Source organism: Rhizobium sp. YS-1r (assembly GCF_000757525.1).
Taxonomy (GTDB): Bacteria; Pseudomonadota; Alphaproteobacteria; order Rhizobiales; family Rhizobiaceae; genus Neorhizobium; species Neorhizobium petrolearium.
Window position 1 is genome coordinate 93,002 of the sequence record NZ_JPYQ01000009.1, and the last position, 13,893, is coordinate 106,894.

Annotated in this window: 16 protein-coding genes; 9 read left to right on the forward strand and 7 right to left on the reverse strand. The window is 59.7% G+C overall.

Annotated elements, in window-relative coordinates; translation table 11 throughout:
• Nucleotides 1-5: 5 nt before the first annotated feature.
• The gene (locus tag JL39_RS09760) at nt 6-596 is read right to left on the reverse strand and encodes an EipA family protein (protein ID WP_037149654.1); all 591 of its coding nucleotides are present in this window, start codon (nt 594-596) and stop codon (nt 6-8) included.
• A 194-nt stretch (nt 597-790) separates the two neighbouring features.
• Here JL39_RS09760 and JL39_RS09765 point away from each other — a divergent pair, with 194 nt between their 5' ends.
• Together JL39_RS09765 and JL39_RS09770 are read left to right on the forward strand one after the other, a co-directional pair.
• The gene (locus JL39_RS09765; protein WP_037149188.1) at nt 791-1,438 is read left to right on the forward strand and encodes a histidine phosphotransferase family protein; all 648 of its coding nucleotides are present in this window, start codon (nt 791-793) and stop codon (nt 1,436-1,438) included.
• Between the two features lie 106 nt (nt 1,439-1,544).
• On the forward strand, nt 1,545-1,907 hold the full coding sequence (locus JL39_RS09770; RefSeq protein WP_037149191.1) for a response regulator: 363 nt from the start codon (nt 1,545-1,547) through the stop codon (nt 1,905-1,907).
• Between the two features lie 129 nt (nt 1,908-2,036).
• Here the strand turns inward: JL39_RS09770 and ctrA are convergent, their stop codons facing one another.
• Entirely contained in the window at nt 2,037-2,738 is a 702-nt protein-coding gene (gene ctrA, locus JL39_RS09775; protein WP_037149192.1) for a cell cycle two-component system response regulator CtrA, read from the reverse strand.
• Between the two features lie 424 nt (nt 2,739-3,162).
• Here ctrA and JL39_RS09780 point away from each other — a divergent pair, with 424 nt between their 5' ends.
• Entirely contained in the window at nt 3,163-3,513 is a 351-nt protein-coding gene (locus tag JL39_RS09780; RefSeq protein WP_037149194.1) for a hypothetical protein, read from the forward strand.
• A gap of 112 nt (nt 3,514-3,625) precedes the next feature.
• Here JL39_RS09780 and JL39_RS09785 read toward each other — a convergent pair whose 3' ends face one another.
• Nucleotides 3,626-3,904 (reverse strand): GNAT family N-acetyltransferase, encoded by a 279-nt coding sequence (locus tag JL39_RS09785; protein WP_037149657.1) that lies wholly within the window; start codon nt 3,902-3,904, stop codon nt 3,626-3,628.
• Nucleotides 3,905-4,016: 112 nt separating this feature from the next.
• Here JL39_RS09785 and JL39_RS09790 point away from each other — a divergent pair, with 112 nt between their 5' ends.
• Nucleotides 4,017-4,481 (forward strand): paraquat-inducible protein A, encoded by a 465-nt coding sequence (locus tag JL39_RS09790; RefSeq protein ID WP_081952779.1) that lies wholly within the window; start codon nt 4,017-4,019, stop codon nt 4,479-4,481.
• Nucleotides 4,482-4,600: 119 nt separating this feature from the next.
• Here JL39_RS09790 and JL39_RS09795 read toward each other — a convergent pair whose 3' ends face one another.
• From JL39_RS09795 to JL39_RS32295, 4 genes are all read right to left on the reverse strand, one after another.
• Nucleotides 4,601-4,876: a DUF1153 domain-containing protein gene (locus JL39_RS09795; protein ID WP_018327815.1), complete on the reverse strand. Its 276-nt coding sequence runs from the start codon at nt 4,874-4,876 to the stop codon at nt 4,601-4,603.
• A 205-nt stretch (nt 4,877-5,081) separates the two neighbouring features.
• Nucleotides 5,082-5,255, reverse strand: a complete 174-nt coding sequence (locus JL39_RS32780) for a hypothetical protein (RefSeq protein ID WP_210165747.1) — start codon at nt 5,253-5,255, stop codon at nt 5,082-5,084.
• Nucleotides 5,256-5,301: 46 nt separating this feature from the next.
• Nucleotides 5,302-5,478, reverse strand: a complete 177-nt coding sequence (locus tag JL39_RS32785) for a sugar transferase (RefSeq protein WP_210165748.1) — start codon at nt 5,476-5,478, stop codon at nt 5,302-5,304.
• Between the two features lie 118 nt (nt 5,479-5,596).
• The gene (locus JL39_RS32295) at nt 5,597-5,755 is read right to left on the reverse strand and encodes a hypothetical protein (protein ID WP_210165749.1); all 159 of its coding nucleotides are present in this window, start codon (nt 5,753-5,755) and stop codon (nt 5,597-5,599) included.
• Between the two features lie 253 nt (nt 5,756-6,008).
• Between JL39_RS32295 and JL39_RS09805 the strand changes: the two genes are divergently transcribed.
• The 5 genes from JL39_RS09805 to JL39_RS09825 all read left to right on the forward strand — a co-directional run bounded on the left by JL39_RS09805 (nt 6,009) and on the right by JL39_RS09825 (nt 13,630).
• Complete coding sequence (locus JL39_RS09805; protein ID WP_037149199.1) at nt 6,009-7,259, forward strand: sarcosine oxidase subunit beta family protein; 1,251 nt, start codon at nt 6,009-6,011, stop codon at nt 7,257-7,259.
• A 23-nt stretch (nt 7,260-7,282) separates the two neighbouring features.
• The gene (locus JL39_RS09810) at nt 7,283-7,564 is read left to right on the forward strand and encodes a sarcosine oxidase subunit delta (RefSeq protein WP_037149203.1); all 282 of its coding nucleotides are present in this window, start codon (nt 7,283-7,285) and stop codon (nt 7,562-7,564) included.
• Complete coding sequence (locus JL39_RS09815; protein ID WP_037149205.1) at nt 7,561-10,518, forward strand: sarcosine oxidase subunit alpha family protein; 2,958 nt, start codon at nt 7,561-7,563, stop codon at nt 10,516-10,518. Before JL39_RS09810 ends, JL39_RS09815 begins: the two co-directional genes overlap by 4 nt.
• 9 nt (nt 10,519-10,527) lie before the next feature.
• Nucleotides 10,528-11,076: a sarcosine oxidase subunit gamma family protein gene (locus tag JL39_RS09820; protein ID WP_037149208.1), complete on the forward strand. Its 549-nt coding sequence runs from the start codon at nt 10,528-10,530 to the stop codon at nt 11,074-11,076.
• Nucleotides 11,077-11,203: 127 nt separating this feature from the next.
• Complete coding sequence (locus JL39_RS09825) at nt 11,204-13,630, forward strand: FAD-dependent oxidoreductase (RefSeq protein ID WP_037149211.1); 2,427 nt, start codon at nt 11,204-11,206, stop codon at nt 13,628-13,630.
• The last annotated feature ends 263 nt before the right edge of the window (nt 13,631-13,893 follow it).

The window sequence follows — 13,893 nt, forward strand, 5'->3', positions numbered from 1 at the left end:
CACTCTCAGAACGGGTTCCAGGTCGGCGCGCGGGTGAGCTTCAGATATCCGACATTGATGCCGAGGCGGGCGCCGATGCCGGTGCGGATCGGCACCAGGATCACGTTGTTGTTCCGCAGCACGGTCATGCCGACACCGGCAACCACGAAAGCCGAGCCGGAAACTCCGCCGAAGCGCGCATAAAGAGCGTCAACGGAAGGAAGGTCATAGACCAGCATCATGGCGCGCGTGCCCTGTCCGCCGTAATCGATGCCGAGCGACGGCCCCTGCCAGAAGACCGGATGTTGACCGGCATTCTTGGTGTAGAGTTCGCCTTCGCCGTAGGTGAGGCCGGCGATGAAGGCACCCGAACCCTCTTGCCCAAGAATGTATCCGTTCGGCAGGCCGTATTTCTGGAAGGCATTCTCAACGACCTTCGCCAGCCCGCCGCTGGCGGAGCCGAAGAAACCGTGGCCGGCGTCGACGATCTCCTGGGCCGAATACTGATTGGAGCCCTGCTGGGCAGAGACGGGGCCGGCGCAGAATAGCGCGGCTGCAATCACGGCAAACACCATCGAGGCGAACCGGGCGAGGGCTGTAGATGTGCGGATGCGCATTGTCAGATCCATTATTGTATCGTCCAGAGCCTGCCTCATGCATCATGCTTAAGGCTTGGCTATTTTGCGGCGATGGTCTTAACAATCGGTTTACCAAATATGGTGTCATTATGGCCTAAGAACATTGCACCATCTCTGCGCAATCTTGACGTGGCAGAAGGAGATCGGGCAATTCGCACAATCAGGAGACCTGCATGCCGAAGAATCCGAATCTCACCCTTAGTGGGCCAGATCTTGCGGCACTTCTGTGTAGCCGCGTGTGCCATGACGTGATCTCTCCGGTCGGCGCGATCAACAACGGTCTCGAACTGCTTGACGAGGGTGCGGCCGACGCCGACGCGCTCGATCTTATCCGCACATCGGCTCTCAACGCTTCAGTGCGTCTCAGATTCGCACGTCTTGCCTTCGGAGCTTCCGGCTCTGTCGGTGCTTCGATCGATACGGGCGAGGCCGAAAAGGCCGCAAAGGATTATGCCGCGGCCGAAAAGAAGACCGAGGTTACCTGGAGCGGTCCGCGCGCGATTATCGCGAAGAACCGCGTCAAGCTGCTTCTCAACCTCTTCCTGGTCGCCTATGCGGGTATTCCGCGCGGCGGTTCGGTCGATGTCACGCTGGAGAATCCGGAATACGACGCGAGATTCACCATAACGGTGAAGGGCCGGATGATGCGCGTGCCGGCGAAATTTGTCGAGATCGCCACCGGCACCCTGGAAGAGCCGATCGATGCTCATTCGATCCAGCCCTATTACACGGTGCTGCTTGCGGAAGAATGCGGCATGGATCTGAAATATGTGGTCTCGGAAGACAAGATCGCCTTCATCGCCGAAGCTATGGCTGCCTGAGACGATTCGGCACGGGTTGCGCCTTTAGGTAACCATTCATTAGTGTCGTACCCCTAATGATAGATATCTGGCCCTGAAGGGGCGGATTAGCATCAAGGGGAGCAAGATGCAGCGTTTGATGATTGCCGATGAGTCGGACATCGTCCGCAAGGTCGGCAAACGCATTCTTTCCGAATTGGGCTTTCTCGTCGCCGAGGCCGGCAGCATGCGCGAAGCCATCACGGGCTGCCATGCGGAACTTCCCAACTTCCTGATCGTCGATGCAGCGCTCGAAGGCGCGCTCGACCTCATTGCTGCCGTTCGCGCCATGCCGAACGGCAAGAGCGTGCGCATCTTCTACTGCGTCATCGAGGCGGATCTGAGAAAAATGATGGTCGGCAAACGCGCCGGCGCCGACGATTTCCTGCTGAAACCCTTCGATCGCAAGATCCTGACCTCTGTCTTTTCGGGTCTGGCCCAGGCGGCGTAACTGCCAGACTGACCCTGATCCGACCTGGCCGATTGACTGCGGTTTTCGCTTCCTCCTTTGCGCGATCAAACAAAACGCCCGCCAGAAGGGTCTGGCGGGCGTTTCGAAATAGGATATTTTTTCGGGAGATCAGGCGATTTCGGCGTAGTCGTTGCCATCCGGCTCGCGCAGCACATAGCCGCGGCCCCAGACGGTTTCGATGTAATTGGCGCCGCCCGCTGCGTTGGCGAGCTTCTTGCGCAGCTTGCAGATGAAGACGTCAATGATCTTCAATTCCGGCTCGTCCATGCCGCCATAGAGATGGTTGAGGAACATTTCCTTGGTGAGCGTGGTGCCCTTGCGGAGCGAAAGCAGCTCCAGCATCTGGTACTCCTTGCCCGTCAGGTGGACACGCTGGCCGCCGACTTCGACGGTCTTGGCGTCAAGGTTCACGATCAGCTCGCCGGTGATGATGATCGACTGGGCATGGCCCTTCGAGCGGCGGACGATCGCGTGAATGCGGGCGACCAGTTCGTCCTTGTGGAACGGCTTGGTCATGTAATCGTCGGCGCCGAAACCTAGGCCGCGGACCTTGTCTTCGATGCCAGCCATGCCGGACAGAATGAGGATCGGGGTCTTGACCTTGGACAGCCGCAGGGTGCGGAGCACTTCGTAGCCCGACATGTCGGGGAGGTTCAGGTCAAGGAGAATGATGTCGTAGTCATAGAGCTTGCCGAGATCGACGCCCTCTTCACCGAGGTCGGTGGTATATACATTGAAGCTTTCCGATTTCAGCATCAGCTCGATGCTCTGGGCAGTCGCGCTGTCATCTTCGATGAGTAGAACCCGCATATTTTTCCCCTTTACCGCCGCGTAAGGTACCTTTTCGCCCCCTTACTCGCTACGGATCCAGACTGTGCCTGATTTGGAAGCTGCCACCAAATGGTTAACAAATTATGATTCCCTCTGGCAAGGTACATCAATTCGTTAAGTAAAATTAGTAGCCGCCTGATTTTCTTAGGGATTGGCCATCACCAAGATTGAATCGACGGATGAGGAAATTCCGCCAAGTGATTCATTCGACTCGCACATTGTCGAAGCCAATTTAGGCCTTGGTATTTACCGACCCTTAAACGATCGGGATTATCATTAATGATGCCTGTAAACGAAAAGTTAACGCGGCGGCGAATTTATTAACGCCGCGCATATTTTTTGATCCGGAGTGTAACAAGCCGGATAAACGGGCCTGGGTCTCGCTATCCACGGAGTATTGCGTATGAAGTCGCGTGACAGCCTAGTTCGCCTGAAGGGATTTCAGGTTAATGAGAAGCGCCGCCAACTGCAGCAATTGCAGATGATGATGGCCGAATTCGAGCGGATGGCCAAGGAGCTCGAACATCAGATCATTCTCGAAGAGAAGAAGACCGGTATTGCCGATCCGAATCACTTCGCCTATCCGACCTTCGCGAAGGCCGCCCGGCAGCGGGCAGACAACCTTCAGGTTTCGATTCGCGAGTTGAAGGTTCAGCAGGAAAGTGCGGAACTGGCGCTCGAGGAAGCGGAGGCGGAACTCGCCAAGGCTTCGGCGCTCGAAGAGCGTGATGGTGGAATGCGCGCCCGAGCCTAAGAAGGTCGGGCGGCATAGTACGGAATATTTCAAATGCGGGGCGGCGCTTTGGCGCCTGCGCCCGATTTCCGTTTTAGCGCGTTTGCCAACGTCTACGCGCGCGAACTTCCCCTTACTGGAGAATATCCTGCCAATCCGGATGGCGCTCCACCTGGCTCTTGAAGAAAGGGCAAAGGGGGATGATCTTCCAGCCGCCCTTGCGGGCGTCCTCTACCGCATGTAGCGCCAATGCCTGGCCGACGCCCTTGCCGCGCAGCCCGTCCGGCACGCCGGTGTGGTCGATGATGATGAGCCGAGGGGACGCCCGCGAATAGGTCATTTCCGCGTAGTAGCCGTCAATCTCTGCGACATAGCGCCCGCCGGATTGTGTTTCTTCACGCCTGATATTCATGATCATCCCGCTTTCTCCTGGTACGGGATGATGTAATACGGGACAACAGGCCGGAGAGAAATAGCCAGGCAGGATCTCGATGGGTTACCGCACTGTCAACCGGAGGAAAACGATGAGCTTGGTGCGGCCGCTTCTTCTTCTGCTTGCCGCAATTTTCCTGGCGCTGGGGCTTATCCTGCCGATCATCCGTCTCGAGAGGCTTTATTTCTTTACTGAAACGCCGTCACTGGTCGAACTCGTTGCGTCGCTCTTTCAGACGGGAGATACGGGGCTGGCGCTGTTGGTGGGGTTGTTTTCGATCATCTTTCCGATCTTCAAGCTGACCGGACTTGCGATACAGCTTTCAGGCCGGGTTGACGAGGTAGGGCTTTTCCGCCGCGCGATGCCGCATCTCTCGAAGTGGTCGATGATGGATGTGATGCTTGTGGCAATCGTGGTCTTCGCGGCGAAAACCAGTGGACTGGCAGTCGCGGTCTCTCAGCCGGGGCTATGGTTTTATGCCGCATCGACTGTGATTGCCGGACTTTTGCCGTCGCTCACCCGGATCGGTCGGGATGTTGACGGCGGCACAAAGTGAAAGTGCCGTTGCGTCTCCTGCAGCGGCACCTTGTTCTATACGAGCGGTTTACCGTGAATTCGTGCTTGGGCTAACGCAATTCCCGGGGGAAAACCAAGTCCGGCTTTCCGGAATTGTCCCTAGTGGCGATATTGCTGAATGCGCGTGGTGCGAAGACCGGCCAAGCCATGGTCGTTGATGGAGGACTGCCAGGACAGGAATTCCTCGACGGTGAGGGTGTAACGCTCGCAGGCTTCTTCCAAGCTCAACAGGCCACCACGAACTGCGGCAACTACCTCTGCCTTTCTCCGGATAACCCAGCGGCGCGTATTGGCCGGCGGAAGATCGGCGATCGTCAAAGGGCTGCCATCGGGACCGATGACATATTTTACTCGGGGACGTATCATTTCGGTCATTGGACTCTCTACACAACACAAGACCACTTCCGTGAGCCTAGCTCTGCAGTTTTAACATTTGACTAAACAGGTTGCGGCATTTGTTCAAAGCTTGCTGATAACCCACCTTGCGTACTCTCCGGCAGCGCGCAGAACGCGTTCCTCTCTGAGGGTGGAAGACGCCGAACGCGTGCCCATTCAAGCCTGCAGCCGGAAAAACTTGGAATTAGAAGACTTTACCGCCCCTATGTTCGACGAGAACCGTGCCGAACATGGTGCGCGGATCGAGCAGGATCGAGAAATTGTCGATGTAGTGGAGGTCGCAGGCGATGCGGGCGCGCGCCTTGCCGGGGCGATCCGTGGGACCGCGAAGACTGCGTATGTGTGCCAAACCGGGCATGCCAGGCTTTACCGAATGGCGGCGATGATAATCCGCAACCAGATCTTCATGAGGAATGCAGGGGGCCAGCATGCCGATCGCATTGGCATTGGAGCCCGACCAGCGGCATGTCGCCGTTCAGGACATTCAGGAACTGCGGAAGCTCGTCGATATTGGTTCTGCGGATGACGAAGCCGACGCCGACGCGGGTAATGCGCGGATCGCCCTTGGTCGTCTGGGCCACCCTGTCGTATCACCAAGACCGGTGCGCATGGAGCGAGACTTGTGGACTCGGATCTTGCAACTGTCCTTGCCCCAGCAGACCAGCGTGAGGAGCGCGGGTCCGGGACAGCCGAGCCGGATCAGAAGGGCAGCCACCAATTATCCGCGGCGAGAGCCATGATCAAGACTGTCAGTGAGACGCCGATGTTGAGCGACCGTTTGACGACAGTCGGTATGCTTGCGTCAATGCGCTGTTTGCAGGATAGAGGGCATTTCAGGTTGGAAGTCGTCTCGGCCATGGTGCGCTCCGTTCTCGATCGGTGCCGGGTCTCGAGCCTGCGGAAAAGGCGAGGAGGCGAACGCAGCCAAACCTTTGATAGCGTTGGAGCGGAGCGCAGAAAATATGCCCAGCGGGGGAACGCCCTTACCCTGATATGCAACGGCAGCCGCCCTGATTTTCCTTTATCGCAATCAGGGCCTTGGATGTCCTGATTGCGCTTGTCCTTTCTCTCGCATATGCGAATGTGTGGCCGCAATGAACGGGACAGGTGCATGCGCTATTCGGCATATTCCATCTTGAAGCAGGCGCTTTCGGGCAACCGGCTATGGAAGCCGGCCTGGCGCGAGCCGCAACCGAAGCCGCATTACGACGTGATCATCGTCGGCGGCGGCGGTCACGGGCTTTCGACCGCCTATTACCTCGCCAAGGAGTTCGGCATCACCAATGTGGCCGTGCTGGAGAAGGGCTATCTCGGTTCCGGCAATGTCGGCCGCAACACCACGATCATCCGTTCCAATTACCTGCTCGAAGGCAATAACCCTTTCTATGAGTTTTCTCTAAAGCTCTGGGAGGGGTTGGAACAAGACTTCAATTATAACGCGATGGTCTCGCAACGTGGCATCGTCAACCTTTTCCATTCCGATGGACAGCGCGACGAATATGCCCGCCGCGGCAACGGCATGCGCATGCACGGGGTCGATGCGGAACTGCTGGATCGCGACCAGGTCCGCAAGATGATGCCCTATCTCAACTTCGATCATGCCCGGTTCCCGATCATGGGCGGGCTCTATCAGAAGCGCGGCGGCACCGTCAGGCACGATGCGGTTGCCTGGGGCTATGCGCGTGGCGCCGATGCCCTGGGCGTCGACGTCATCCAGCATTGCGAGGTCATCGGCATCCACCGTGAGAACGGTCGCGTAACCGGTGTCGAAACGACCAAGGGCTTCATCGGTTGCGGAAAGCTGGCGCTCGCTGCTGCGGGCAATACGACGACGGTCGCGCGCATGGCCGATCTCGAACTGCCGATCGAGACGCATGTGCTGCAGGCATTTGTCTCGGAAGGGCTTAAGCCGGTGATCGATCACGTCATCACCTATGGCGCCGGGCACTTCTATATATCGCAATCGGACAAGGGCGGACTGGTCTTTGGTGCCGAAATCGATTTCTATTCCTCTTATGCCCAGCGCGGCAATCTGCAGACCGTCGAGCACACGATGGAAGAGGGCGTGTCGCTGATCCCCGGCCTTTCCCGCGCAAAGGTCTTGCGAAGCTGGGGCGGTGTGATGGACATGTCGATGGACGGTTCGCCGATCATCGACCGCACGCCGATCGACAACCTCTATCTGAACTGCGGCTGGTGTTACGGCGGCTTCAAGGCGACGCCCGCTTCCGGTTTCTGCTTCGCCCACCTGATCGCGAAGAACGAGACGCACCATGTCTCGCGCTTCATGCGCCTCGACCGGTTCGAGCGCGGCTATACGATCGACGAGGCGGGCAAGGGGCCGCAGCCGAACCTTCACTGAGACATCCCCATCGAGAAAACCCAATGGCAAGCCTGATTACCTGTCCGCATTGCGGTACGAGACCGAAGGAAGAGTTTTCCATCCGGGGCGCTGCCGCGCCGAAGCGCCCATCTGCGACGGCGAAGGACGAGGAGTGGCACCGATACGTATATATCCGCGACAATCCCAGGGGACGTTACCAGGAATACTGGCACCATGTGGCCGGCTGTCGTCGTTTCCTGGTGGTCGATCGCGACAACCTCACCCATGAGGTCTTCGGCGTGAGCGATGCCTACGATTTCGAACGGGCGAGGACAGCCCGATGACATCCCATCGGCTTGCTTCCGGCGGTATGGTCAATCGCGGCCAGTTACTCAATTTCACCTTCGATGGCCGGACCTTCAGGGGATTCGAGGGGGATACGCTTGCGTCGGCGCTGCTTGCCAACGACCAGATGCTGATGGCCCGCAGCTTCAAGTATCACCGGCCGCGCGGAGCGGTGACGGCGGGGTCTGCCGAGCCGAACGCGTTGATGACGATCGGTAGCAGTGCCCGCCGCGAACCGAATGCCCGCGCGACGGTGGTCGAGCTTTATGACGGACTCGTGGCCGCGAGCCAGAACCGCTGGCCGTCGCTGAAGCACGATTTCGGGGCGATCAACAATCTGCTCTCGCCCTTTCTCGGGGCCGGCTTTTACTACAAGACCTTCATGTGGCCGGCGCTTTTCTGGGAAAGGCTTTACGAGCCGCTGATCCGACACGCAGCCGGTCTCGGCAAGGTCGCCATGCAGGCTGACCCCGATCGTTATGAGAAATCCTGGGCGCATTGCGACCTGCTCGTCATCGGCGCCGGGCCGACCGGGCTGATGGCAGCGCTTGCCGCCGGCCGGGCCGGAGCGCGCGTCATCCTGGCGGATGAAGGCTTCAGGCTTGGCGGATCCTTGCTCGGCGAAAGCGCTTCCGTCGGCGGGATGACCGCGACGGACTTCGCCGGTACGGTGATCGAGGAACTTGCCGCGCTGCCGAACGTGACGCTGATGGCGCGCACGACCGTGTTCGGCTGGTATGACGACATGGTGTTCGGGGCGGTCGAGAGGGTGCAGAAGCATGTCGCTCCGCCGTCGCCGGACCTTGCCGTCGAGAGGCTCTGGCGCATCGTCGCCAAGCGCGCGATCCTCGCCTCCGGCGCGGAGGAACGGCCGCTCGTGTTCGGCGGTAATGACAAGCCCGGCGTGATGACTGCGGCGGCGGCGCGGACCTATCTCAATCGCTACGGCGTTGCCGTTGGGAGCAGGGTCGCCGTCTTCACCAACGGCGGCTCCGGTTATCGCACGGCAGCCGATCTCGTTGCCAGGGGCGTGGACGTCACGGCGATCATCGATGCGCGGCCGCAGTCCACCGATCCGGTGCCGCAGGGCGTTCGCGTGGTCCGCAACGGCTCGGTCGTCGCCACCAAGGGCCGGCATCGCATCGATGGACTGATCGCCGAACGCTCCGGGTTTGAAGAGATGATCGCCTGTGATGCGCTCGCCATGTCTGGCGGCTGGTCGCCAGTCATTCACCTGATGTGCCAGCGCGGGGCAAAGCCCGTATGGTCGGACGAGAAACAGGCATTCCTTGCTCCGGATATCGGAAAAGCTTTCGTCGCGGCCGGCTCCGCTGCCGGATTCGACCGGATTTCCGACTGTCTGAAGGACGGGGCGAACAAGGCGAGCGCGCTTCTCCGCGATCTCGGCTTTGCGGCTTACGACGCTGATATTCCCGACGTCGAAGGCGAATACGATCCATCCTTCGCGCCGCTCTGGTATGTGCCGGGGGCGAAGGACAAGGCCTTCGTCGATTTCCAGAACGACGTGCATGTGGGCGATCTCGGGCTCGCGCAGCGCGAAGGTTTCCGCCATATCGAACACACCAAGCGCTACACGACGGCGGGCATGGCGACCGACCAGGGCAAGCTCGGCAATGTCAACGCAGCGGGGATCATTGCCGGCATGCGCGGCGTCTCGCCCGCCGAGATCGGCACCACCACCTTCCGGCCGTTCTACACGCCCGTTTCCTTCGGCGCGCTGGCCGGCACGGTGCGGGCCGAACATGCCGCGCCGGTCCGCACCTCGCCGTTGCAGAACTGGGCCAGGAAGAACGGCGCCGCTTTCGTGGAATCCGGACTCTGGTACCGCTCCGCCTGGTTTTCCAGAGAGGGAGAGAAAAGCTGGCGCGAAAGCGTAGACCGCGAGGTTCTGAACGTCCGCGCCAATGTCGGGCTCTGCGACGTCTCAACTCTCGGCAAGATCGAGATCTTTGGGAGAGGCGCGGCCGAACTCCTTGATCGCGTCTATTCCAACAGCTTCCTGAAACTGCCGGTCGGCAAGGCGCGCTACGGCCTGATGCTGCGGGAGGACGGCATCGTCTTCGACGACGGTACGACGAGCCGGCTTGCCGAAAATCATTACGTCATGACCACCACGACGGCTTATGCGGCCGAGGTGCTTGCCCATCTGGAATTTGCCGCACAGACCTTCAGGCCCGAACTCGACGTGCGTTTCGTTTCCTCGACGGATCAGTGGGCGCAGATGTCGCTTGCAGGTCCCAAAAGTCGAACCGTCATGAGCCGGATCGTTCAGGACGATATTTCCGATGACGCCTTTCCGTTCCTGGCGGCTCGTGAGGTGGTACTACGGGGCGGGCTGAAGGCGCGGCTCTTCCGCCTCTCCTTTTCAGGCGAACTCGCCTACGAGCTTGCGGTGCCGGCGGGTTATGGCGAGGCTGTCGCCGATGCAATCATGGAGGCGGGAGGGGACGAGGGCATCTGCGCTTACGGCGTCGAGGCCTTGAACGTGCTCCGCGTCGAGAAGGGGCATGTCACCCATAGTGAGCTCGAAGGCCGCACGACCGCAGATGATGTCGGGCTCGGCCGCATGATGGCGATGCAGAAGCCCGATTTCATCGGCAAGCGCCTTTCGATGCGATTTGGGCTCACCGCCGCCGACCGGCTGCAGCTTGTCGGTTTGAAGGCCGTCGAGGCGGACAAGGAGATCAAGGCCGGGGCGCATCTGCTGAAGGACCAGGCAAAACCATCGCTTGCCAACGACCAGGGATTCGTCTCCTCCGCCTGTTTCTCGCCGTCGCTCGGCCATTACATCGCGCTCGCCATGCTGAAATCCGGCCGCGAGCGTTTCGGCGAGCGGATCCTAGTCTGGGACGGTTTGCGCGGCTCGGAGGTGATGGCGGAAGTCTGTTCGCCGGTCTTCGTCGATCCCGATAACTTGAAACTCCATCTCTGAGGGCGGCCGATGTCGATCAATCTTCTCCACCGGCACGTGCTCGAGGATCATATTTCCGGTTTCGAGACCGATCCCAACCCGAACCATCTGTCAGTCGTCCGGCGGCCGGTGATCTTCTCCGTACTTGCCCATGCCGGGCGCGAGGTAGCTGTGGCGGAAGCCCTGAAGGCAGCGAGCGATCTTGCGCCGCGTTTCTGCGGTCCGTCGGAATGGCTGGCCGTATCACAGACCGTGGGAGCAGAGACGATTGCGGGCCTGCTGTCGAATATTGCGGGTGCGTCCTTTGTCGACCAGAGCGACGGAAAGGTGCTCATGGCTGTCTCCGGACCGAGTGTCAGAAAAATTCTGGCGAAATGCCTGGCCGTCGACCTGCATCCCGATGTCTTCGGGGAAGGCCATTCCGCCAATATGCTGTGCTGCCATGTTGCGGCGAATGTCGCCCGCACCGGTTCCGATACATTCGAGATCATCGTGCCGCGCTCGTTCGCCGGTTCGGTTTTCGACGAACTGATGGAGATGGGGCGCGAGCACGCGCTGACGCGGGGCTTTTCCGACTAGCAATGGCGCGATCGGGATATTCGCTATGTCGGAAACGACAAATCCTGCTTCGCAGAACAGTCTATTGAGCCGATCCGAGAGCAACTAACCTGGCTGGAAATCGCCTTCCTGAACGGAGACAGTTTCCATGAAAAGTCATGCCCGGGTTGTCGTCATCGGCGGTGGTGTTGTCGGATGTTCGGTCCTTTATCACCTTACCAAGTTCGGTTGGAGCGACGTTGTTCTGGTCGAACGCTCCGAACTCACGTCCGGCTCCACCTGGCATGCAGCGGGCGGCATGCACACGATCAACGGCGATCCGAACGTCGCCAGGCTGCAGAAATACACGGTTGAACTCTATAAAGAGATTGAAGCCTATTCAGGCCAGGATATCGGGCTGCACATGACTTCCGGGCTGATGCTCGCAGCGACACCCGAACGCTTCGACTGGTTGAAATCGATTCTCGCCAAAGGCAAGTACAGCGGCATGGAGGCACACCTGCTTTCCGCCAGGGAAGCGCATGAGATGATGCCGCTCCTAGACCCGGACCAGTTCGTCGGTGCGGTCTTCGATCCGAACGAAGGCCATCTCGACCCCTACGGCACGACGCATGCCTACGCCAAATCGGCGAGGAAGAACGGGGCGGAAATCTATCTCCATACCAAGGTCGAGGAGGTGGTGCAGCTTCCCGACGGCGCGTGGCGGGTGATCACCGACAAGGGCGAGATCCGCGCCGAGCATGTGGTGAACGCGGCCGGCCTCTGGGCGCGCGAAGTGGGACGCATGGTCGGCCTCGAACTGCCGGTGCTTGCCATGGAGCACATGTATCTCCTCACGGAGGACATGCCGGAGGTCATCGAGTTCAACCGGACGACCGGCAGGGAGCTCATGCATTGCGTCGATTTCGACGGCGAAATCTACATCCGCCAGGAACGCAACGGCATGCTGATGGGCACCTATGAAAAGGCCTGCCGGCCCTGGTCGCCGATCGAGACGCCGTGGGATTTCGGCCATGAGCTTCTGCCCGAGGACCTGGAGCGCATCACCGGCGAGCTGGAGATTGGCTTCCGGCATTTCCCCGCCTTCAACAATGCCGGCATTCGGAAAATCATCAATGGGCCTTTCACGTTCTCGCCGGATGGCAATCCGCTGGTCGGGCCGGTGCGCGGCATGACGAATTTCTGGTCGGCCTGCGCGGTTATGGCAGGCTTCAGCCAGGGCGGCGGCGTGGGGCTTGCACTCGCCAACTGGATCATCAATGGCGATCCCGGCTTTGATGTTTTTGCCATGGATGTTTGCCGCTACGGCGATTATTCGACGCTCGCCTATACCAATGCCAAGGTGCGCGAGAATTACTCCCGCCGTTTCTCGATCCGCTACCCGAACGAGGAACTGCCGGCGGCGCGACCGCTATTGACGACTCCGATCTACGACAGGCTGAAGGCTGCCGGCGCCGTTTTCGGCACGTCCTACGGGCTCGAGACACCGCTCTGGTTTGCGCCTCCGGGTCTGGAGGACAGGTTCTCTTGGCGCCGTTCTGCCGATTTCGAGACAGTCGGCCGCGAGGCGCGAGCGGTGCGGACAGGTGTGGGGCTGATGGAAACCTCCGGCTTTGCCAAATACGCGATCAGGGGTGAGGGGGCTCGCGATTGGCTCGATCAAATCCTTGCAGGAAAGATTCCGCCGACGGGGCGCATGACACTTACCCCCATGCTCAATGAGGCCGGCAAGCTGATCGGCGATTTCACCCTCGCCAATCTCGATGACGAAGAGTTTCTGCTGATTGGATCCGGCATCGCCGAAGACTATCACATGCGCTGGTTCGAGAGCCATCTGCCGGACGATGGCTCGGCGGAGGTTGGTGCCCTGAACCTCGGTCTCGTCGGTCTCTCCGTCGCCGGGCCGAAGGCGCGTGATGTGTTGCAGAAGCTCACGCATCTCGACCTTTCGGGTGCGGCCTTCCCCTTCATGGCAATCCGGGAGCTCGATCTCGGCATGGCGCCGGTGATCCTCGGTCGCGTCAGCTATGCCGGCGATCTCGGCTACGAAATCTGGATGAAGCCGGAATACCAGCGTTATCTCTTCGATCTCCTGATGGAGGCGGGGGCGGAATTTGGCATCACGCTTTTCGGACTGCGCGCGCTCAACGCGCTGCGATTGGAAAAGTCCTTTGGGAGCTGGGCTCGGGAGTACCGGCCGCTCTATGGACCGAGGGAAGCCGGCCTCGGCCGGTTCATCGCCTATGACAAGCCGGTGGACTTCATCGGCAAGACGGCGGCGCTCAAGGAAAAGGCCGAAGGTGGCGCGCTTCGTCTGGTGACCCTCACGGTGAAGGCGAAGGAAGCGGATGTGATCGGCGATGAACCGATCTATTTCGACGGCAAGGTGCGCGGATGGGTGACCTCCGGCGGTTATGCGCATGCTTCCGGCGTATCCGTCGCCATGGGCTACGTGCCGAGGGAGATTGCCGGAGAAATTCACGGCTGGCAGATCGAACTGCTCGGCGAGATCCTGCCGGCGACGCTGCAACCGCGACCGCTCTTCGATCAAGACGGAGCGCGGATGCGCTCGTGATCCCTACATCCTTAGTCTAAGGTTAATGGAGGGGCGATCTTAAATTTCATAAAGCAAACAGTTTGGCTAATTTTTTGACAAAGTATGCCGGTTTTTTGGAATTTCTGATCTTCGCGGAGCCAGATTGTTGAGAAGTGCCGGGTTTTTGCCCGCCTCTCGGCTTTTTGTCTTCACATTTCTTACGAAACCGTTATGGAATGCGCCTAAGAACTCAAGAACCCGCAAGGGGCGTAAATACAAGAGGTGCGGCCATTCCAGGATCG

Excerpts from the sequence above, each read along its gene's own strand:
- JL39_RS09760 (WP_037149654.1), bottom strand. The coding sequence starts at position 596 with ATGCGCATCCGCACATCTACAGCCCTCGCCCGGTTCGCCTCGATGGTG.
- JL39_RS09765 (WP_037149188.1), top strand. The coding sequence starts at position 791 with ATGCCGAAGAATCCGAATCTCACCCTTAGTGGGCCAGATCTTGCGGCA.
- JL39_RS09770 (WP_037149191.1), top strand. The coding sequence starts at position 1,545 with ATGCAGCGTTTGATGATTGCCGATGAGTCGGACATCGTCCGCAAGGTC.
- ctrA (WP_037149192.1), bottom strand. The coding sequence starts at position 2,738 with ATGCGGGTTCTACTCATCGAAGATGACAGCGCGACTGCCCAGAGCATC.
- JL39_RS09780 (WP_037149194.1), top strand. The coding sequence starts at position 3,163 with ATGAAGTCGCGTGACAGCCTAGTTCGCCTGAAGGGATTTCAGGTTAAT.
- JL39_RS09785 (WP_037149657.1), bottom strand. The coding sequence starts at position 3,904 with ATGAATATCAGGCGTGAAGAAACACAATCCGGCGGGCGCTATGTCGCA.
- JL39_RS09790 (WP_081952779.1), top strand. The coding sequence starts at position 4,017 with ATGAGCTTGGTGCGGCCGCTTCTTCTTCTGCTTGCCGCAATTTTCCTG.
- JL39_RS09795 (WP_018327815.1), bottom strand. The coding sequence starts at position 4,876 with ATGACCGAAATGATACGTCCCCGAGTAAAATATGTCATCGGTCCCGAT.
- JL39_RS32780 (WP_210165747.1), bottom strand. The coding sequence starts at position 5,255 with ATGCCCGGTTTGGCACACATACGCAGTCTTCGCGGTCCCACGGATCGC.
- JL39_RS32295 (WP_210165749.1), bottom strand. The coding sequence starts at position 5,755 with ATGGCCGAGACGACTTCCAACCTGAAATGCCCTCTATCCTGCAAACAG.
- JL39_RS09805 (WP_037149199.1), top strand. The coding sequence starts at position 6,009 with ATGCGCTATTCGGCATATTCCATCTTGAAGCAGGCGCTTTCGGGCAAC.
- JL39_RS09810 (WP_037149203.1), top strand. The coding sequence starts at position 7,283 with ATGGCAAGCCTGATTACCTGTCCGCATTGCGGTACGAGACCGAAGGAA.
- JL39_RS09815 (WP_037149205.1), top strand. The coding sequence starts at position 7,561 with ATGACATCCCATCGGCTTGCTTCCGGCGGTATGGTCAATCGCGGCCAG.
- JL39_RS09820 (WP_037149208.1), top strand. The coding sequence starts at position 10,528 with ATGTCGATCAATCTTCTCCACCGGCACGTGCTCGAGGATCATATTTCC.
- JL39_RS09825 (WP_037149211.1), top strand. The coding sequence starts at position 11,204 with ATGAAAAGTCATGCCCGGGTTGTCGTCATCGGCGGTGGTGTTGTCGGA.